Genomic DNA, 19,515 nt, shown 5'->3' with positions numbered 1-19,515 from the left:
ACGTGAGCGAGCAGACGCAGTCCGGGGAGCGCACGGCGCCGCGAGTCGTCGTCGTGGGCGCGGGCATGGCCGGGGTGCAGACCGCGGTCGCCCTGCGGGAACAGGGCTTCACCGGCACGGTGACTCTGATCGGCGGGGAGCCGCACCAGCCGTACGACAGGCCGCCGCTGTCCAAGGCGGTGCTGCTCGGCAAGGCCGAGGGCTCCGCCTTCGACGTCGACTTCGAGGCGCTCGGCATCGGACTGCGGCTCGGCTGCGAGGTGCTCGGCGCCCGGCCCGGGGACCACGAACTGGACACCGCCGACGGGCCCGTGCCGTACGACGTCCTGGTGATCGCCACCGGGGCGGAACCGATCCGGCTGCCGGGCACCGAGGGCATCCCCGGAGTCCACCTGCTGCGCACCCTGGACGACGCCGAGCGGCTGCGCCCGGTGCTCGCCGAGCAGCACGACATCGTGGTCGTCGGAGCGGGCTGGATCGGCGCCGAGTTCGCGACCGCGGCCCGCGAGGCCGGATGCGCGGTGACCGTCGTCGAGGCCGCCGACCGGCCGCTCGCCGGTGCGCTGCCTCCCGAGGTGGCCGCCCCCATGGCCGGCTGGTACGCCGACAGCGGGGCCGCGCTGCGCACCCACGCGCGCGTGGAGCGCGTCGAGCCCGGCGCGGTGGTCCTGGACGACGGTTCGCGGGTGCCCGCCGGCGCGGTCGTCGTCGGCATCGGGGCCCGCCCCGCGACCGCCTGGCTCGCCGGCTCCGGGATCGAACTCGGCGCCCACGGCGAGATCGTGGCCGACGCCCACCTGCGCACCTCCGCGCCCGACGTCTACGCGGTCGGCGACTGCGCCTCCTTCCCGTCGGGCCGCTACGAGGGGCGCCTGCTGGTCCACCACTGGGACAACGCCCTCCAGGGGCCGCGCACGGTGGCGGCGAACATCATCGGCGAGGCCCCCGCGGCGTACGACCCGGTGCCCTACTTCTGGTCCGAGCAGTTCGGCCGCTTCGTCCAGTACGTCGGCCACCACGCCTCCGCCGACACGACCCTGTGGCGCGGTGACCCCTCGGGCGCCGCCTGGACGGTCTGCTGGCTCCGCGAGGGCCGCCTGGTCGCCCTGCTCGCCGTGGGCCGGCCCCGGGACCTCGCCCAGGGACGCAAGCTGATCGAGGCGGGGACGCCGATGGACGCCGACGCGCTGACGGACCCGTCCAAGCCGCTGAAGACGGCGGCGGCGTAGGGCGTCCGGAGGTCCGCCGCCCGCCTGCTCCTCCCCAGGTCGGACGGCCTCGGCTTCCGACTGTCGGTCCCAGATGGCAGGCTTGTCCCGTGACCGAGATTGACGCAAAGATCGATGCTCTCGTCCCCGCCTGGCTCACCCTCCCCGACATCGCCGAACTGCTCGGCGTCGAGGTGACCCGCGTCCGGCAGCTGGTCAAGGACGGCCAGCTCATCGCCGTACGCCGTGGTGAGAACCGCGCGCTGCACGTCCCCGCCGCCTTCATCGACGGGGCCGAGCAGAAGGTCGTCAAGGGCCTGTCCGGCACCTTGACGCTCCTGCGGGACGACGGCTTCACCGACGAAGAGATGCTGGAGTGGCTCTTCACCCCCGACTCGACCCTGCCCGGCACCCCCGCGCAGGCTCTGAGCGAGAATCGCGGCACGGAGGTGAAGCGCCGCGCCCAGGCGCTCGCCGTCTGATCCGACAACCTTCCGGTGTACGGACCACGGCCCGCCGGCCCGACCGGCCGCCGTGGTCCGTACGCCACCGACCACGGGGGACCCAGCCATGCCCGAGACCGGTGCCGACGCCCGCGCCCAGCTCGCCGACGCCCGCCTCTACCTGTGCACGGACGCCCGCAGGCGCCAGGGCGACCTTCCGGAGTTCCTCGACGCGGTCCTGGCCGGCGGGGTCGACCTCGTGCAGCTGCGGGACAAGAGCCTGGAGGCGGCGGAGGAGCTGGACCTCCTGGACCTCTTCGCCGAGAAGTGCCGCCGCCACGGCGCGCTGCTCTCGGTGAACGACCGGGCGGACGTGGCCCACGCGAGCCGCGCCGGGCACCCGGGCGGCGCCGCGATCCTGCACCTGGGCCAGGGTGACCTGCCGGTCCCCGCGGCCCGCGCGATCCTCGGCGACGACATCCTGATCGGCCGCTCCACGCACTCCGAGTCCGAGGCCGGGGCCGCCGCCGTCCAGCCGGGCGTCGACTACTTCTGCACGGGCCCCTGCTGGCCCACCCCCACCAAGCCCGGCCGCCACGCCCCCGGCCTCGGCCTGGTCCGGCACACGGCGTCGCTCGGCACCGACCGCCCCTGGTTCGCCATCGGCGGCATCGACCTGGGCAACGTGGACCAGGTCCTGGAGGCGGGCGCCCGCCGGGTCGTCGTCGTCCGGGCGATCACCGAGGCCGACGACCCGGGAGCGGCGGCGGGCGAGTTCGCCAAGCGGCTGCGCGGGGTGTGAGACGGCGGAGGGTGACGCTGAGTGTCCGAAGGGTGGACAAGAAGTCGACAAAACGGACAAATATCATCGGTTCGGTTGGGGTCACGGCGTCCCCTGGCTAACCTGCGGTCATGGCCCTCGGATCTGCTTCCACCAGGACTGACCGCGCACGCACCGTGCGCGACATGCTCGCGACCGGCAAGAAGACGTACTCGTTCGAGTTCTCCGCGCCGAAGACCCCCAAGGGCGAGCGGAACCTGTGGAACGCGCTGCGCCGGGTCGAGGCCGTCGCACCCGACTTCGTCTCCGTGACCTACGGCGCGGGCGGCTCCACGCGCGCGGGCACGGTCCGGGAGACCGAGCAGATCGTCGCCGACACGACGCTCACCCCGGTCGCCCACCTGACCGCGGTGAACCACTCCGTCGCGGAACTGCGCAACATCATCGGGCAGTACGCGGACGCCGGGATCCGCAACATGCTCGCGGTGCGCGGCGACCCGCCCGGCGACCCCATGGGCGACTGGGTGCCGCATCCCAAGGGCCTGACCTACGCGGCCGACCTGGTGCGTCTGATCAAGGAGTCCGGTGACTTCTGCGTCGGCGTCGCGGCCTTCCCGGAGATGCACCCGCGGTCCGCGGAATGGGACCTGGACGTCGCCCACTTCGTCGACAAGTGCCGTGCCGGCGCCGACTACGCGATCACCCAGATGTTCTTCCGGCCGGAGTCGTACCTGCGGCTGCGCGACCGTGTCTCCGCGGCCGGCTGCGGCACCCCGGTGATCCCCGAGGTGATGCCGGTGACCAGCGTGCGGATGCTGGAACGGCTGCCGCAGCTGAGCAACGCCTCGATCCCGGCCGAGCTGAAAGAGCGGATCCTCACAGCCAAAGACGATCCGGCGGCTGTACGCTCCATTGGGATCGAGTTCGCCACCGAGTTCTGCGCGCGACTGCTGGCCGAGGGAGTTCCCGGACTGCACTTCATCACGCTCAACAACTCCACGGCGACGCTGGAGATCTACGAGAATCTGGGCCTGCACCACCCACAGCGGGCCTAGACCGGCCGCGCCGGTATACGACACACTGCGTAGCGGTTACTGGGAGAGGGGCGTACATGGGCTGGACGGTCCTCTACATCGCGTTCGGGATGGTCGCGCTGTGGCTGCTGGGTGAGGTGCTGCTGCAGTACAAGGCACGGCTGCGCTGGCGCCTGCTCGCCTTCGGCGGCTTCCTCTGCGTCGTGCTCGGCGTGCTGATCCCCTCCGTGGTGGTCATCGGCCTGGGCGCCGCCGCCTTCGCGGTCGGCCAGACGTACGTCACGCTCTCCTTCCGCCGCGGTTTCTCGACCGGCTGGGCCATCGGCGGCCGTCCCGGCGCGAGCAAGCGGCGCCGCGGCGAGCCGGACCGACAGGACCCGACGCTGGAGGTCTCCGACCTGGAGGCGCCCGGCCGTCCGTCCTACGCGCCGGACGACGACTACGACCCGGACGACGTGTTCACCCCGGCGCAGCCCGCCTCCGCCGCTCCGGCCGCCGAGGCCACCGCCGTGTACGAGCCGCAGCCGCTGCCCGACGACACCGGCTCCTACGGCGTCTACGACGAGAACGCGTACGCGGCCCAGCAGTCCTACGGGAACGCCGACCAGTCCCAGAACCAGCAGGCGTACGCCTACGACGGCTACTCGGGATACGACCAGCAGCAGTACGGCTACGACACCGGGCAGCAGCAGTACGCCGCCTACTCCGACCCGTACATCGGCACGCAGACCTACGGCAGCGCCTCGTACGACACCGCTTACGGCGGCCAGCAGCAGTACGGTCAGCAGGGCTACGACCAGTCCCAGTACGGCGGCGGCCAGCCCGGCGAGACCCCGGCCGGCGGCGTCTGGGTGCCGCAGCAGCGCAACGCCGACGACCCCTACGGCGGCGAACTCCCGCCGGAGCAGCCGTATCCCTACCAGGGCGACGGCAACGGGCACGGCAACACCGGCTACGACGAGCAGTACCGGTACTGACCCGGCGACGGGGCCGCCGCCGGCCCCGCCCGGACGCCCCGTCAGGTCACTGCGAGCCCCGGAAGTCCGGCCCCTCCACGACGAGACCGGCCACCAGGGCGCCCGACATGCCCGCGTGCGGCAGCCCGCCGCCCGGATGCGCCCAGCCGCCCACGGCGAACAGCCCCGGCAGACCCGTGCCGTTGGACGGGTGCAGTAGCCGGCCCTCCGCCGCTGCGAGCGCCGGGGCGGGTACCGCGCCACCGGCCGCGCCCGTCGCCTCGGCGATGTCCGCGGGCGTACGCGCCTCGTGCCACAGGAGACGGTCGCGCAGCCCCGGCACGGCCCGCTCCGCGATGTCCAGCAGCCGCTCCACGTCCTGCCCGGACACGTCAAGGCCCGAGGGTGCCGTGGCGGTCAGCGTCACCGCCTCGTGGTCCGCGTCCGGTGCCGACGCCGGGTCGCCGGGACGCAGTACCGTGACCGTCGGCGTGGCGGCGAGCCCCGGGTGCTCACCGAAGAGGCGGCTCAACTCGGCGTCCCGGTCCGGCGCGTGGACCACCGTGCGGTGCGCCGCGCCCTCGGGACGTCCGCCCCGCAGCGCCGCCAGCACGGTCAGGCGGCTCGCCGCACCCCGCTGCGGCGGAACGGCGCCCGCCTCACCCCGCGCCGCCGGCCCGGACGCGAGGGCGTCCAGCACACCGGGCGCGACGCCGGCCACCACGAAGTCGGCCTCGGCGACCGCCCCCGCCGCGGACCCCGCGAGTTCCACGCCCGCGGCCCGCCCGTCCTTCTCGACGATCCGCACGACGTCGGCACCGAAGACGAACTCCACCTTGCGGGCCAGGCACCGCTCGTACACCGCCCGGGCCAGCTCCCGCAGCCCGCCGCGCACGTACCAGGTGCCGAAGGCGTGCTCCATGTACGGCAGCACGGCCGCGCTCGCGGGGGCGGTGCGGGGGTCGAGCCCGTACGCGAGGGCGTGGCTCTCCAGCAGCGCCGAGAGGCGCGCGTCGCGCAGCTCCCAGGCGCCGACCTCGGCGAGCGTCGTGGCCCGCCGGGTACGCAGCAGCCGCTTGTGGGGCACCGACGGATAGGGTTCACGCTCGGCGAGCACCTGCCAGTTCGGCCACAGCGGCTCCTCCAGGAGGGGCCGGCGCGTGCGGTCCCAGGCCTCGCGCGCCCGCACCAGGAAGTCACCCCAGCGGGCTCCCGCGCCCGCTCCGAACGCCTCGTCCAGGGCGGACACGACGCCCGCGCGGGAGGCGTTCGGCAGGGCGATCTCGGTGCCGTCGGCGAACAGGTGCCGCGAGGAGGGGTCCACCTGGACCAGCTCGACGCAACTCTCCAGCGGCTCCCTGCCGGTCTTGACGAACAGGTCGCGCCAGACCGCGGGCAGCGTCAGCAGCCCGGGACCCAGGTCGAAGGAGAACCCGTCGCGCTCGAACCGGCGCACCGCCCCGCCGTACGTCCGAGTGCGCTCGTACACCACCACCCGGTGGCCCGCGACGGCCAGCCGGGCAGCGGCCGCCATCGCGCCCATCCCGGCGCCGATCACCGCAATCCGTGCCATGCCAGGGACTTTATCGGCCACCGCCGACAGCCCGGCGCGCGGCCGTCAGTCGGGCGCCGTCCGGGCCCGCGCGGCGAGCAGCCGCTCCTCCCGGCGCTGGGCCCTGCGGCGCAGGAACCGCCGGATGCGCGAGACCAGGAACCAGAGCAGCAGCAGCCCGGACAGCAGCAGGATGCCCGCGATGACCGCCGCGGCCTGCGGATGGAACATCGCGAAGGTGATGATCCCGGCGACCCCGAGATCCTCGGCCGTGCTCACCACGATGTTGCTGAACGGCTCGGGCGAGCTGTTGATCGCCATCCGGGTGCCGGCCTTGACCGCGTGGCTGGCCAGCGCGGTCGAACCCCCGAGGGCGCCCGCCGCGAGATCCGGGAGCGAACCGCTCTGCCCGGCGAGCAGCGCCCCGACCACCGCACCCGAGGCGGGCCGGATCACGGTGTGCACCGAGTCCCACACCGAGTCGACGTAGGGGATCTTGTCGGCGACCGCCTCGCACAGGAAGAGGACTCCCGCGGTGATCAGGACCTCGGGGCGCTGGAGGGACTCCGGCACCTCGTCGGTCAGGCCGGTCGCGCCGAAGACACCGAGGAGCAGCACCACCGCGTACGCGTTGATGCCGCTGGCCCAGCCGCTCGTGAACACCAGGGGGAGTACGGACACGGACGCGATCGTAGCCATTCGGCGGCGCCGCGTCCTGGGTCCGGGTGCCCAGGACTGAGTACCGGTACCCAGGGGGCCGGATGAGTAGGTGCACGGATGGGCCCGGCCCGCCGGGCACGACAGAGTGGAGGCCACGGGAAGGGGCGCGGCTCCGGCACCGCCGACACGGGGCGGCGGAACGGTACGGCGCCTCGACCGCTCCTTCCGCCGGCCTGTCGGCGGGAGCGAGGCACGGGGGACCCGGCGGGTGACCGCGCGGGTCCCGACGGGGGCACGGGGGAGACGGGGAGCGCCGGTTCGAGTTGGCCCGCGGGGGACGCGGCCACAGCGGACCGGCGCTTCTCCGTGTCCGCCCAGCGGGTCAGCGGCTGCCGCTCACGCGTCCCTGGAGGAGCCGGGAGAGCGCCGCGTGGACGTCGTCCAGGGAGCGTTCCGGCTGGAAGGCCTGCCAGTCCAGGGCGGCCACCAGGACCATGCCGACGAGCGCTGCCGCCGTCAGCGGGATGTCGAGTTCCTCGCTGAGCTCGCCGCCCGCCACGCCGTCGCGCAGGACGTCCTCGACGACCGCGACCGCCTGCTGCCTGACCACCATCAGGGTGGACTGCCAGGCCCGGTTGGTCCGCCACAGCTCGGCCACGTACAGCTGCGTGAACGCGGGGTAGCGGTCGATGAAGACGAGCCCCGCGCGGATCATCGCGTCCAGCGCGTCGACCTTGCTGCCGCCCTCGCGCGCCGCCTTCTCGGAGGCCTCGCGGAGAGAGGCGGTGAGGAGCCCGACACCGTGCCGCAGCAGCTCCTCGAAGAGGACCGACTTGCTCGCGAAGTTGTAGTAGACCGTGCCCTTCGCGACTCCGGCACGTTCGGCGATCTCGTCCACGGTGGTGGCGGAGAAACCCTGTTCGGCGATGAGGGTGACGGCCGCCTCGTAGAGCTTCTGCCGGGTCGCCTCGCGACGGCTGCTCCCGGCCCCCGTGGCACTGGTGCTTTCCATGGCGTCGATTGTCACAGGAACGGTCACAGGGTCAGCTCCGGGTGCAGCCGGTCGAGGGTCCACACCTGCCTGCGGCGGGCGGAGACGGCGGTGAGCGCGAGGGCGCCCGCGGTGAAGGCGGCCAGGACGGCGCACGCCTGCCAGACGGGGCCGAGGCCGCCGCCGGTGATGAGTCTGCGCAGGGCGTCGACGACGTGGCTCATCGGCAGGAAGGGGTGGATCGCGTTGAAGAAGCCGGGACTGGTCTGCACGGGGTACGTGCCGCCGGCCGAGGTCAGCTGGAGCATCAGCAGGGCGAGGACGAGGATGCGGCCCGCGGCCCCGAAGCGCGCGTTCAGCCACTGGACGATCGCCGCGAAACAGGCGCTGACCAGGAACAGGAAGCCCACCGTCCCGGCCGCCCTGACCATGTCCAGGCCGATCAGCCAGTGCAGTACCGACATCAGGGCGGCGGTCTGCAGGACGCCCAGGGCGGCCACGGGAAGCCAGCCCGCCACCGCGATCCGCCAGGCGGGGGCGCCCGCCGCGAGCGCGCGCCGGTTGAGCGGCGGGATCAGCATGTACGCCACCATCGCGCCCACCCACAGGGACAGCGGGATGAAGTAGGGCGCGAACCCGGTGCCGTAGTTGGGCGCCTTGTGCAGGTCCCGCGAGGCCAGCTGCACCGGGTCGGACATGACCTGGGTGCGCCGGTCGCGGTCGTCCTCGTCGTAGTCCGGGATCTTCCCGGCCCCGTCGTGGAGGCCGCCGGCGAGCTTCCCGGAGCCGTCGGCCAGCTTGTACATGCCCCCGTTGAGATCGACCGCGCCCGTGCGGAGTCTGCCGAGGCCCGCGTCGAGGTCCGTCGCGCCGGTCTTCGCCGTGCCGAGTCCGGTGTGCAGCTTCTTGGCCCCCGCCGCGACCTTCCCGGCACCGCTGTTCAGCTGATTGATCTTGGAGACGGCGTTGTCCAGGTCCTCGGAGAGGTGCGGTGAGCGCTCGGCGAGGTGCGCGGCCTGCTTCTGGAGGGTGGCGAGGTTCTTGTCGAGCTTGTCGAGGTCGCCGTCCTGCCCGGCCACGAGGGCGTTCACGTCGTCGGCGACCTTCGCCACGTCCGCGGCGGCCTTCGCTGCCTTCTTGAGGTCCGGGCACGCGGGGTCGGGCACCGGCGCGGTCTCGCAGCGGGCCTTGTGGACGCGGTCGAGGGCGTCGGAGGCCGCGTGGGCGCTCCTGGCCGCGGTCGGCGCCGTCTTGACCAGGGTGTCGAGGTTGTGGCGGATCGCGGACGCGGAGTCGGCGACCAGCCGGGCCGTGTCACCGATCGTCTTCTCGTTGTCCCTCAGGAAGGGCCGCACGTCGTCGGCGACGCCGTTGACCTTGTCGGCGAGTGCCCGGGTGCCGTCCGCGACCCGTTTCGACCCGTCCTCGAGGTCGCCCGCCCCCTTGTCGAGCTTCTTCAGGCCGCCGGCCAGCTTCCCGCTGCCCGCCTTCGCGTCCTTCAGCCCGTCGGCGAGGTCCTTGGAGCCCTTCTTCGCCTTGCCGATCCCGCCCTTGAGCTTGTCGGCCCCCTCGGCGGCCTTCACGGTCTTGCCGTGGATGTCGGAGAAGGAGATGAAGATCCGGTCCAGGAAGGACCGCGAGGCCTTCGTGGACGCGGCCGTGCGCACCTCGCTGAACACCGTCCGCGAGATCTGCCCGACGATGTAGTTGTTCGCGTCGTTCGTACGCACCTGGAGGGCGCCCGTCTCGGGGGAGTCCCCGGAGCTGGACGCGATCCGCCGGCTGAAGTCCTCCGGCATGGTGAGCGACAGGTAGTACGTGCCGTCCTCGACGCCCCGGCGGGCCTCGGCGGCGCTCACCTCGTGCCACTCGAAGGTGTCGCTCTCGCGCAGCCCCTCGGTGATGTCGTCGCCGGCGGTGATCTTCCGCCCGGCGGCGCTCGCCCCCGCGTCGTCGTTCACGAGCGCCACGGGAATGCGGTCCAGCCGCCCGTACGGGTCCCAGAACGAGTACAGGTACAGGGCGCCGTAGAGCAGGGGCAGGAGCAGCAGGGCGGCCAGTGCCGCACGCGGCAGCCTGCCCCTGCCGAACCGCCTGAGCTCAAGCGCGGCCAGTCTCGGCGAGCGCATCCGCTGTCTCCTTGCCGTCGTCGTGGTCGTCTTCGTCGCCGTCCGGGGTCCCCGCGCCCGGTGCGTCCGGGGCGCCGGCGTCGTCCGGCCCGTCCGGGTCCGCCTCGCCGGGGGCGGGGCGCGTGGACACCACGACGGCACCCTCCGGGGCCCGGCTGCACACCGCGAGGACGGTCGGGCCGGAGTCGGCCAGCGACCTCAACAGCGCCCAGACCTCGGTGCGTTCGGCCTCCGAGAGCTTGAGGTCGGTGTCGTCGACGGCCAGCAGCCGCGGTTCGTCCACGAGGGCCAGCGCGAGGGAGAGCCGCAGCGCCTCCAGCCGTTCCAGGTCGCGTACGGCGGTCCGCGCCCCCTTGGGCAGCGCCGCGAGGTCGAGCCCGACGGCGGCCAGCACCCGGTCGACGCGCCCTCTCGCCTCGGCCAGCCGCTCGGCGCGCGGACGCAGCAGTGCGCGCAGGCTGTCGCGCAGCGGGCCGGTGAACCGGCGCCTGAGCAGGGCCCGTTCGAGGAGGTGCTCCCCGACGGTCAGGGCCGGCTCCAGGTCCGTGACGCCGGGGACATGGGCGAGGGCGCTGATCGCACGCACCGCGGACATCTGCCGGGGCAGGTGGAAGGGGCCGACCGTGGCCCGCCCCTCGCTCGGCTTCATCCGGCCGGTGAGCGCGAGCAGCAGACACGTCCGGCCGGAGCCGGACGGCCCCTCCACCGCGATCAGGGTGCCGGGCCCGGCGTCGACTCCGACGCCCCGGAACACCCAGCCGCGCGGCCCCTTGAGCCCGAACCCCGCCGCGCCCACGGCGACCGCGGCGGCTGTCTCTGGCTCGCCCATGTCCCCCCGCTCCCCTGGAAGCAGGTCCCGGTCGAGGCCCTGCTTTTGAACTGACTGGTCAGTGCAAAAACTATCTCGAACCTTCGAGCGAGGCAAAAGGCCAGGTCAGATCGGATTGTCAGTGCCATACCGCACGATGGGCACATACGGCCACAGTGCCGTCACACAGACGACAGGAGGTTCGTCATGGCCAGCTCCTCCGCAGCCGCCGCCCACCGGCGCCGCGCCGGCGGCCCTGCCCCCTCACTGACCGGCCCGGCGAGCGACGTGCACCCCGTGCTCCGCCGGACGACGGCCCCACCCGCCGCCCTCGACCTGCTCGCCCAGGCGCGCGCGGGACTGGAGGAGGCGACCACCCTCGACACCCCGAACGAGCGCTACGCCACGGCACACCTCGCCGCCCTGCGCACCGCGGCCGCCGTGCTCGCCGCGCGGGGACGCCCGGAGACCACCCCCCGACGCCGGGCGCGCATCCGGAGCGCCTGGGAAGTGCTCCCCGAGATAGCACCCGAACTGGCCGAGTGGAGCGCGCTGTTCGCCTCCGGAGCCGCACGCCGCGCCCGCGCCGAAGCGGGCATACGCGGCGCGGCCGGCCCCCGCGACGCCGACGACCTGATCCGCGACGTGGCCGTGTTCCTGCGCCTCGTCGAGCGGATGCTGGTCCTCCAGCCCGTCCTGCCGCAGCCACGGCACGACGCGGACCACGAGGTCCCGGACGCGGGTTGACGGCCCGCCACCGGAGCGCGACGGGAAGCGGCGGGGCCCCGCCCGCACCGGGCACCGGCGCCCTCCGCGGCCCGCTCCGCACGTCCCGGACGGCACGCGGTCCGCCGATGATCCACCGCGTGAGACGGGGGGCCGGGCACGGCGGCGGAGGCAATAGGGTGGGAGGCGCACGCAGCCTCCCAGCGGGAGGCGTCCCGATCGCTCCGCCGGCAGCAGGCGGTGCCGCGCCGAGGAGTCAACTGCCGTGTCGGACCCGATGCGCCCCCGCGCTTCTCTCCGTACCGCCGTGGTCTGGGAGGTCCTCCAGGACGCCCTCGACCGCCGCGTGAAAGCCACGGGGCGGGAATCGCTCGACGTCCTCGACACCGGCGGGGGCAGCGGCAACTTCGCGGTGCCCGTGGCCCGCCTCGGCCACCGCGTCACCGTCGTCGACCCGAGCCCGAACGCCCTGTTCGCCCTGGAGCGCCGCGCCGCCGAGGCCGGCGTCGCCGACCGGGTGAAGGGCGTCCAGGGCGACGCCCACGGTCTCTTCGACGTCGTCGAGCGCGGCGGCTACGACGTGGTGCTCTGCCACGGCGTCCTGGAGTACGTGGACGACCCCGCCGAGGGCGTGCGCAACGTGGTGGACGCGCTGCGCCCCGAGGGCGTCCTCAGCCTGCTCGCCGCCGGGCTGGGCGGAGCGGTGCTCGCGCGCGCCCTCGCCGGGCACTTCAAGGAGGCCCGGCACGCGCTCGACGACCCGGACGGACGCTGGGGCGAGGGTGACCCCGTACCGCACCGCTTCACCGCCGCACAGCTCACCGGACTGGTCGAGGGAGCGGGCCTGCGGGTGGGCGCCGTCCACGGCGTACGGGTCTTCGCCGACCTGGTCCCGGGCGTCCTCGTGGACACCGAGCCGGGCGCCCTGGAGGCCCTGCTGAAGCTGGAGGCCGCGGCGGCCGAGCTGGACGCGTTCCACTCCGTGGCCACGCAGCTCCATGTGCTGGGTGAGCACCGGGGTGCCGACGGGGCGTGAGCCGCCTGCCGTGAAGCGCCGCTGATCAGGGCCGGGGCGGCAGATGGAGTACGCCACAGGCCCCCCGATCGGACGCTCTGCGCCGTATGATCGAGGGAGACCACCCGGCATGACGGGTCGGCCGCTGGGGAATGCACGCTTCAGCGAGCCGGACCGCCGTGGCGGGTTCCGGTTGGCCAATTGGCGTAGAGGGGCGGGTTTCACGGGGGCGATTCCCTGCCTATCCTGAAGGGGACCCCCAGTCGCCCCGGCGACTGCACGATGAGGAGGACTCCGTGCCGCTCTCGGAGCACGAGCAGCGAATGCTCGAGCAGATGGAGCGAGCGCTGTACGCCGAAGATCCCAAGTTCGCGACAGCGCTTGAGGGAAGCGGGCTGCGTACGTACACCCGGCGACGGGTCTACCAGGCGGTCGCGGGCTTTCTGGTGGGTATCGCGCTCCTCATGGCCGGAATGGTCGCACAGCAGATCTGGATCAGCGTGGTGGGTTTCCTCGTCATGCTGGGCTGCGCCGTGCTCGCCGTCACCGGTTGGCGCAAGGCCCCCAAACCGGGTGAGCAGCCGGCCGCGGGTGCGCCGGGTGCCCGCCGTCAGCCGCGGCAGCGCCGCTCCATGATGGACCGCATCGAACAACGCTGGCAGCGCCGCCGGGACGAGCAGGGCCACTAGCGCCTGTCGTTCGGCCCAGGCCGACGCCACGGACATCGCGTGAGGGGGTGTCCTGCCCACCGGGGCAGGACACCCCCTCACGCATGCCTGCATCCTGCGCCCGCGGGACGGACGGCGGCGTCGGCCGCGGGGACGGCCGGGCCGGCAGTCGCCCCGAGGAGCGTGCCCGCCGTGACCCGCCCGCCCGGCGCGCGGGCGCACCCCGTGGAGCGCGAAGCCGATGCCTGGCGCGCGCAGCCAGGGGAGCGCGAGGGCGGTGGCTTGGCGCGCACAGCCCGTGGAGCCCGAGGGCCGTGCCTGGTGCGGGTAGGCCGTGGAGCGCGAGGGCCGTGTCTGGTGTGGGGCACCCTGTGGAGCCCGAGGGCCGTGTCTGGTGCGGGGCACCCTGTGGAGCCCGAGGGCCGTGTCTGGTGCGGGGCACCCCGTGGAGCCCGAGGGCCGTGCCTGGTGCGCGTAGGCCGTGGAGCGCGAGGGCCGTGTTCGGCGCGGTGTCGTCGCCCCGCACGATCCGGCAGCGGCCCCCCACCCGGCGGGTGGGGGGCCGCTGCGACACTGCCGGTGACCTCAGCCGTTCTGCCCCGAGGGGCGTCGCAGCAGGGTCGCGCGCCGGGCCGAGAGCGAGGCGAGCAGAGCCGTCCAGCGGGCCGAGGCGGCCCAGGCCACCCGGACGGCCGAGCGCGGTGCCAGCAGTGCGCGCAGCCGCGTCGGACGGCTCACCGACGCGTGGAGCGCGTCCGCCACGCGGCGGGCGTCTTCCGCCAGTCCCGGTACCGGGCGGGGCCGCGGCGCGTACAGGACCTGCTCCACCGTCGACGCCAGCCGGTGCACCGCCGCCTCCGCGTCCGGGTCCAGACGACCCAGCCGGACGATCCGGGCCGCGGCGCCGCGCGGCGTCAGGGAGTCGTCGGGCCCGATGCCGTGGTCCCAGGCCGTGTCGATGACCTCCTGCCAGGCCGCGAGGGCGTGGGCGGCCATCGCGTCCTCCGTACGCCCGTGCGCCCCGAGCCGCACCGACCGCGTCCGTATCCGCCACAGCATCGGCAGGAACGGCACCGCCAGCAGCGCGAGCCCGGCCAGCCCGACCAGCGGCCACAGCCACCAGGGCCGCCCGCTGTCGCCCGAGCCGGGCGCCGCCAGGGCGGACTCGGTCGCGCACGCGTCCAGCTTCTTCTGCTGGACCGAGCAGCTCTCGCTCGCCGACGGCGCGGCGGACGGGGCCGTGGAGGCCGACTCGGACGGCCTCGGCGCCGACGGGACGCTGTTGCCCGGGGTGTCCGCCTGCGTGTACTCCGGCACCGTGCCCCGGTTGGGGGTGGGCTCGAAGCGGGTCCAGCCCACCCCTTCGAAGTACAGCTCGGGCCAGGCGTGGGCGTCCCGCAGGCCCACCGACATCGAGCCGTCCGCCTGCGGGGAGCCGGGAGTGAATCCCACCGCGACCCGGGCCGGGATGCCGAGGGTGCGGGCCATCGAGGCCATCGCGAAGGAGAAGTGGACGCAGAAGCCCTCCTTCTCCTTGAGGAAGCGCGCGATCGCCGCCGAGCCGCTGCCGACCTGCACCTGGGTGTCGTAGGTGAAGCCGCCGTTCACGGCGAAGTAGTCCTGGAGGTCGACCGCCTTCTCGTAGTCGTTCGCGGCGCCCTCGGTGACCTTCAGCGCGGTCCGCGCCACCTCCGGCGGCAGCGACTCGGGGACCTTGGTGAACTCGCGCTGGAGGGCCTCCGGCGCCTGCGGGGCCGCCGCCAGCTGCTCCGCGGTCGGCTGCACGATCAGACTGGAGACCTCGTACAGCGCGCCCCGGGTGTTCTGCCCGTGGTCGCCGACGAGCGTGCGGCCCAGCGGCTCGTAGCGCCAGTTGCCGTCGATGTCCACGCTGCTGGCCGGGTAGGGCATCGGCAGCCAGTCCTGCGCGTACCAGTCGGCCGCGGAGATCCGGGTCCTGATCTCGCTCCTGCGGACATCCGGGCCGAGGCCGATGGGGGTCGGGAAGGTGTCGGGCACCGCCTGGATGCGGCGCTGGGCCGGCTTCCACGCCGTGCCGTCGAACTCGTCCAGGGAGACGATCCGCAGGTACAGGTCCTGGGTGTCCTTCGTGTTGGTCCGGTACGACATGACCTGGCGGTCCTCGTTCACGTTGAGGCTGTCGCGCAGGGAGACCAGCGGGTTCACCGCGGAGATCGTGCCGCCGCCACCGGTGCCCGACCCGACACCCTTCCCGGCGCCGTCCAGCAGGCCGCCGTCCAGGGCGGGCAGGCCGAACGGCACCACGAGTGCGATGCCGAGGGCCACCGCGCCGATGCGCCGGCCGGTGCGGACCGGCGCGACCGCGCCGCCCCCCGTGTCCATGCCGGGGGCGCGGGGCCCGCCGCCGAAGACACGGCCCCACGCCGAGAGCCGGTCCCGGCCCTCGGCCAGCAGCAGCGTCAGATAGCCGCAGGCCGCGAGCAGGAACCACAGCCAGGCCGTGCCGCCGTCCGACAGGCCCGCGGCGACCGAGTACAGCGCGAGCAGCGGCAGCCCGGCCGGGGCGGCGCTGCGGAACGTCACGGCCAGCGCGTCCACCGCGAGACCGATCACCAGCACGCCGCCGACCAGCATCAGCCGGATGCCGTCGGACAGCGGCGCGGGGATCGCGTACCGCCCCACGTCGTCCGTGCCCGCCTGGAGCAGCTCCGTCAGCCGGTGGAGCGCCTGGGGCCCCGGGATCAGCCCGGCGAAGGCCTGCTCCCGGGCGAAGGCCAGCGTCAGCAGCATCAGCGTCACCAGCGCCTGGAGGGCCACCGTCAGCGCACGGGCCAGCGGGACCCGCCGGGCCAGCGCGCCGACCCCGGTCTGCACGGCCAGCAGCATCGCCGCCTGGAGGATCCACGTCGCCGGGTCGACGAGCGGCAGCAGCGCGCAGGACGCCATCAGTGTCGCCGCCGCGGCGCACAGCGCCAATCGCGCGCGCCCGCTCATGAGCCGCCCCCCGCCGTGCCGCCCGTCACCGCGGCCCTCGTGCGCTGCTGGTCCGCCTGCCGCCACAGGTCGGCGAAGGCGGCCCCCCGCGGCACCGTCACGGCGGTCCAGCCCGCCTCGCGCAGCATCCGTAGCCGCTCCCCGCTCCGGTCCGGCGAACCGGGGGCGGTGCCCGGACCGCGCACCCACCCGTCGCTCTCCAGCAGGAAGGCGACGGCACCGCCGCTGCGCTGGCGCATCTTGGCCAGCACCGTGGCCTGCTCCTCGTCCAGGTCGCCGAGGAAGGCGATCAGCAGACCCTCGCCGCCCCCGCGCAGCACGTCGTAGGCGCGGGAGAGTCCCGCGCCGTCGGAGTGGTCGACCACGGCGAGGGTGTCCATCATCAGCCCCGCCGCGTCCGCCGACTCCTGGCTGGCACCCGCGAAACCGTCGGCGCCCTCACCGGGCACCGAACTGCCCGTGTCCGTCAGCAGCCGCACCGAGAAACCCCGTTCGAGCATGTGGACCAGCGTGGACGCGGCGCCCGACACCGCCCACTCGAAGGCCGAGTCCGGGCCGGCGCCGGCGAAGGCGATGCCCCGGGTGTCCAGCAGCACCGTGCAGCGGGCGCGCTGCGGCTGCTCCTCGCGGCGCACCATCAGCTCGCCGTAGCGCGCGGTGAGCCGCCAGTGCACCCGGCGCAGGTCGTCCCCGTGCCGGTAGCCGCGCGGTATGACGTCGTCCTCGCCGGCCAGCGCGAGCGAGCGCTGCCGCCCGTCGCCGTACCCCTTCGCCTCCCCGCTCAGCCGCACCGGCGGCAGCGGCTCCACGCGCGGGATGACCGTCAGGGTGTCGTGCGTCGAGAAGGAGCGGGTCAGCTCGCACATCCCGAAGGGGTCGGTGAGCCGCAGCTGGAGCGGGCCGAGCGGATAGCGTCCGCGCAGGTCCGACCGCACGCGGTACGACACCTCGCGGTGACCGCCCGCCTCGACGCGGTCCAGGACGAACCGGGGACGCGGACCGAGCACGTACGGCACCCGGTCCTGGAGCATCAGCAGGCCCGTGGGCAGCCGCGAGACGTTGTCCATCCGCAGGTGGACGCGGGCCTCGGAACCGGCGGGCACGCGCGCGGGGGAGAGGCGGCGGCTGCCCGCGACCCGGTAGCGGGTGCGGTACAGCACGGTCGCGCAGACCAGCGGCAGCACCGCCAGCAGCAGGCCGACCCGCAGCAGATCGCTCTGCCCGAGGACGTACGCGCAGACGGCGGCCGCCACCCCGGCGGCCAGGAAGGAACGCCCGCGCGTGGTGAGCCCGGCGAGCGCCGTGCGCAGCCCGCCCTGGGACTCCTCCGCGTGGCCCGTCCCGCCGGACGTCATCACAGCCTCCGCGGCGGCTGCTGGTCGAAGGCGGGCGCGCCACGGCCCACGGGGAACCCGCTCGGGGGCTGCGGGGCCGAGGGGACGGGGGTGCGCTGGAGGATCTCCTGGACGACCTGCTCGGCCGTACGGCGGTTCAGCTGCGCCTGGGCCGTGGGCAGCAGCCGGTGCGCCAGGACCGCCACGGCGAGTGCCTGGAGGTCGTCCGGCAGGGCGTAGTCCCGGCCGCTGAGGGCGGCGGAGGCCTTCGCGGCGCGCAGCAGGTGCAGCGTGGCACGCGGCGAGGCCCCGAGTCTGAGGTCCGGGTGCGTGCGGGTGGCCGCGACCAGGTCCACCGCGTAGCGCCGGACGGGGTCCGCGACGTGGACCGTGCGGACCGCGTCGATCAGCTTCACGATGTCGTGCGCGTGCGCCACCGGCTGGAGGTCGTCCAGCGGGGAGATCCCGCCGTGCACGTCCAGCATCTGGAGCTCGGCCTCCGCGCTGGGATAGCCGATGGAGACCCGGGCCATGAAGCGGTCGCGCTGGGCCTCGGGCAGCGGATAGGTGCCCTCCATCTCGACCGGGTTCTGCGTGGCCACCACCATGAAGGGGCTCGGCAGCTCGTAGGTCTGGCCGTCGATGGTGACCTGGCGCTCCTCCATGGACTCCAGGAGGGCCGACTGGGTCTTCGGGGAGGCGCGGTTGATCTCGTCGCCGATCACGATCTGCGCGAAGATCGCCCCCGGCTTGAACTCGAAGTCCCGGCGCTGCTGGTCCCAGATGGACACACCGGTGATGTCCGAGGGCAGCAGGTCGGGCGTGAACTGAATACGCCGCACCGAGCAGTCGATGGACCGCGCCAGTGCCTTGGCCAGCATCGTCTTGCCGACGCCGGGGACATCCTCGATCAGAAGATGTCCCTCGGCGAGCAGCACGGTCAGCGAAAGCCGTACGACCTCAGGCTTGCCCTCGATCACTCCTTCCACCGAACTGCGGACTCGCTCCGCAGTGGCGGTCAGATCCGTAAGGCTCGCTCGATCGTCATAGGTCGTCACCCGGCCCTCCTCGGCCCGTTCTCGGGCCGACGCTGCGATGCGGACCGGCCCACCCCGAAACACGGACACCACGCGCGAAAAGTTCCGCGTGACGCCACACCCGCATTCTTGTTGCCGTTACCGGTTCGTGTCACTCGACTGTGGACAACTGACCGTGCTATGTCACGTCTTACGACCTTTTGGGCACCGGATCTTGTCGAGGTTTCCCCGCGGTGAGCCTCGCACGGGAGCCGCGAGGGGCCGCTAGGCGGGGTCGATCTCGCGCAGCAGACCCGTCTTCACGTCGAAGACGAAGCCCCGCACGTCCCCGGTGTGCAGCAGGAACGGCGAGGTGCGCACCCGCTGCATCGACTGCCGTACGTCCTGATCGACGTCCCGGAACGCCTCGACCGCCCAGGCCGGACGCTGGCCGACCTCCATCTCCAGGTCGTGCCGGAACTCCTCGGTGAGGGACTCCAAGCCGCAGCCCGTGTGATGGATGAGGACGACACTGCGCGTGCCGAGCGCTCGCTGGCTGATCGTGAGGGAGCGGATCACGTCGTCGGTGACCACGCCGCCCGCGTTGCGGATCGTGTGGCAGTCGCCCAGTTCCAGGCCGAGAGCGGCGTGCAGGTCGAGCCGGGCGTCCATGCACGCGACCACGGCGACCTGGAGCACGGGGCGGGCGTCCATTCCGGGGTCGCTGAAGGCGGCCGCGTACTGCTCGTTCGCCTCGATGAGCCGGTCGGTGACGGAGCCACGGGCCGCTATGGCGTCTTCGGGCTCTGTGGGCACGGATGCAGAAGTCGTCATGCCCAAGACGTTACTGGTCACCCGGGGCGTGGTCCTGCTGTGAGAGAGGACAAAGAACGCCATCGTGGCTTGTTGTGAGGTAATCCACACGGGCGGTGGCGGCACCCCCGAACGGGTGATTTCGACCGGTTCGCCGCTTCGAGGGGAGGGCGGCCCACGACGCGCATGCCGGTTGATTGACCGCGAGACACCGTGGACTAAAGTGACGCGAAGCGGGAGGCGAGGTTCTCCCCGCTGGACTTTTTACCCGGAGGACCCGGTGGTTTCCGGGCCCTCCCCGCGTGCGCCGCGCGTACGTACGGCTCGGCCTCCTCCCGCTCCCGGTCGGCTGACGCCACTCACCAGGCGCCGGCGGACCTCCCCTTCCACGAGCGGGAGGGGACC

The 19,515-nt window shown here is 73.6% G+C and carries 17 protein-coding genes; 8 read left to right on the top strand and 9 right to left on the bottom strand.

Annotated features, from left to right (window positions below):
- Window positions 1-2: 2 nt before the first annotated feature.
- The 5 genes from ACZ4VA_RS18715 (at window position 3) to ACZ4VA_RS18695 (ending at window position 4,443) form a co-directional block, all read left to right on the top strand.
- Entirely contained in the window at window positions 3-1,229 is a 1,227-nt protein-coding gene (locus ACZ4VA_RS18715) for an NAD(P)/FAD-dependent oxidoreductase (RefSeq protein WP_356170163.1), read from the top strand.
- Between the two features lie 89 nt (window positions 1,230-1,318).
- On the top strand, window positions 1,319-1,690 hold the full coding sequence (locus tag ACZ4VA_RS18710) for an Rv2175c family DNA-binding protein (RefSeq protein WP_355791340.1): 372 nt from the start codon (window positions 1,319-1,321) through the stop codon (window positions 1,688-1,690).
- Window positions 1,691-1,778: 88 nt separating this feature from the next.
- A complete protein-coding gene (gene thiE / locus ACZ4VA_RS18705) occupies window positions 1,779-2,453 on the top strand; it encodes a thiamine phosphate synthase (RefSeq protein ID WP_355791343.1) in 675 nt (224 codons plus the stop codon).
- A 110-nt stretch (window positions 2,454-2,563) separates the two neighbouring features.
- Complete coding sequence (metF, locus tag ACZ4VA_RS18700) at window positions 2,564-3,487, top strand: methylenetetrahydrofolate reductase [NAD(P)H] (RefSeq protein WP_355791346.1); 924 nt, start codon at window positions 2,564-2,566, stop codon at window positions 3,485-3,487.
- 56 nt (window positions 3,488-3,543) lie between these two features.
- Window positions 3,544-4,443: an SCO2102 family sporulation regulator gene (locus ACZ4VA_RS18695; protein ID WP_355791349.1), complete on the top strand. Its 900-nt coding sequence runs from the start codon at window positions 3,544-3,546 to the stop codon at window positions 4,441-4,443.
- Window positions 4,444-4,489: 46 nt separating this feature from the next.
- On the opposite strand, the gene ACZ4VA_RS18690 is transcribed toward ACZ4VA_RS18695, so the two are convergent.
- The 5 genes from ACZ4VA_RS18690 to ACZ4VA_RS18670 all read right to left on the bottom strand — a co-directional run bounded on the left by ACZ4VA_RS18690 (window position 4,490) and on the right by ACZ4VA_RS18670 (window position 10,583).
- Entirely contained in the window at window positions 4,490-5,995 is a 1,506-nt protein-coding gene (locus ACZ4VA_RS18690; protein ID WP_468082067.1) for a phytoene desaturase family protein, read from the bottom strand.
- A 45-nt stretch (window positions 5,996-6,040) separates the two neighbouring features.
- Window positions 6,041-6,655: a DUF4126 domain-containing protein gene (locus ACZ4VA_RS18685; protein WP_355790040.1), complete on the bottom strand. Its 615-nt coding sequence runs from the start codon at window positions 6,653-6,655 to the stop codon at window positions 6,041-6,043.
- Between the two features lie 361 nt (window positions 6,656-7,016).
- Entirely contained in the window at window positions 7,017-7,646 is a 630-nt protein-coding gene (locus ACZ4VA_RS18680) for a TetR/AcrR family transcriptional regulator (RefSeq protein ID WP_355790037.1), read from the bottom strand.
- 23 nt (window positions 7,647-7,669) lie between these two features.
- The gene (locus ACZ4VA_RS18675) at window positions 7,670-9,754 is read right to left on the bottom strand and encodes a YhgE/Pip family protein (protein WP_468082064.1); all 2,085 of its coding nucleotides are present in this window, start codon (window positions 9,752-9,754) and stop codon (window positions 7,670-7,672) included.
- A complete protein-coding gene (locus tag ACZ4VA_RS18670) occupies window positions 9,726-10,583 on the bottom strand; it encodes an ATP-binding cassette domain-containing protein (RefSeq protein WP_356238856.1) in 858 nt (285 codons plus the stop codon). Before ACZ4VA_RS18670 ends, ACZ4VA_RS18675 begins: the two co-directional genes overlap by 29 nt.
- Before the next feature lie 186 nt (window positions 10,584-10,769).
- Between ACZ4VA_RS18670 and ACZ4VA_RS18665 the strand changes: the two genes are divergently transcribed.
- From ACZ4VA_RS18665 to ACZ4VA_RS18655, 3 genes are all read left to right on the top strand, one after another.
- Window positions 10,770-11,309, top strand: coding sequence for an SAV_6107 family HEPN domain-containing protein (locus ACZ4VA_RS18665; protein WP_356170180.1), 540 nt, complete (start codon window positions 10,770-10,772; stop codon window positions 11,307-11,309).
- 244 nt (window positions 11,310-11,553) lie between these two features.
- Window positions 11,554-12,324 carry a methyltransferase gene (locus ACZ4VA_RS18660; RefSeq protein WP_356170183.1) on the top strand — a complete coding sequence of 257 codons (771 nt, stop codon included), beginning with the start codon at window positions 11,554-11,556 and terminating at the stop codon, window positions 12,322-12,324.
- 275 nt (window positions 12,325-12,599) lie between these two features.
- Entirely contained in the window at window positions 12,600-12,992 is a 393-nt protein-coding gene (locus ACZ4VA_RS18655) for a DUF3040 domain-containing protein (protein WP_356170186.1), read from the top strand.
- 564 nt (window positions 12,993-13,556) lie between these two features.
- Here the strand turns inward: ACZ4VA_RS18655 and ACZ4VA_RS18650 are convergent.
- The 4 genes from ACZ4VA_RS18650 to ACZ4VA_RS18635 form a co-directional block, all read right to left on the bottom strand.
- The gene (locus ACZ4VA_RS18650; RefSeq protein WP_356170189.1) at window positions 13,557-15,947 is read right to left on the bottom strand and encodes a transglutaminase TgpA family protein; all 2,391 of its coding nucleotides are present in this window, start codon (window positions 15,945-15,947) and stop codon (window positions 13,557-13,559) included.
- Window positions 15,944-17,302 carry a DUF58 domain-containing protein gene (locus ACZ4VA_RS18645; RefSeq protein ID WP_356170192.1) on the bottom strand — a complete coding sequence of 453 codons (1,359 nt, stop codon included), beginning with the start codon at window positions 17,300-17,302 and terminating at the stop codon, window positions 15,944-15,946. The genes ACZ4VA_RS18650 and ACZ4VA_RS18645 overlap by 4 nt, the downstream gene beginning before the upstream one ends.
- Window positions 17,302-18,339, bottom strand: coding sequence for an AAA family ATPase (locus tag ACZ4VA_RS18640; protein ID WP_355789361.1), 1,038 nt, complete (start codon window positions 18,337-18,339; stop codon window positions 17,302-17,304). The genes ACZ4VA_RS18645 and ACZ4VA_RS18640 overlap by 1 nt, the downstream gene beginning before the upstream one ends.
- 243 nt (window positions 18,340-18,582) lie before the next feature.
- Window positions 18,583-19,131 carry a beta-class carbonic anhydrase gene (locus ACZ4VA_RS18635; RefSeq protein ID WP_355789364.1) on the bottom strand — a complete coding sequence of 183 codons (549 nt, stop codon included), beginning with the start codon at window positions 19,129-19,131 and terminating at the stop codon, window positions 18,583-18,585.
- Window positions 19,132-19,515: the final 384 nt, after the last annotated feature.

It is taken from the genome of Streptomyces sp. NPDC028308 (genome assembly GCF_055565855.1).
Note: the sequence above shows the minus strand (reverse complement) of the source record. Positions and strands in the feature narration are given on the sequence as shown.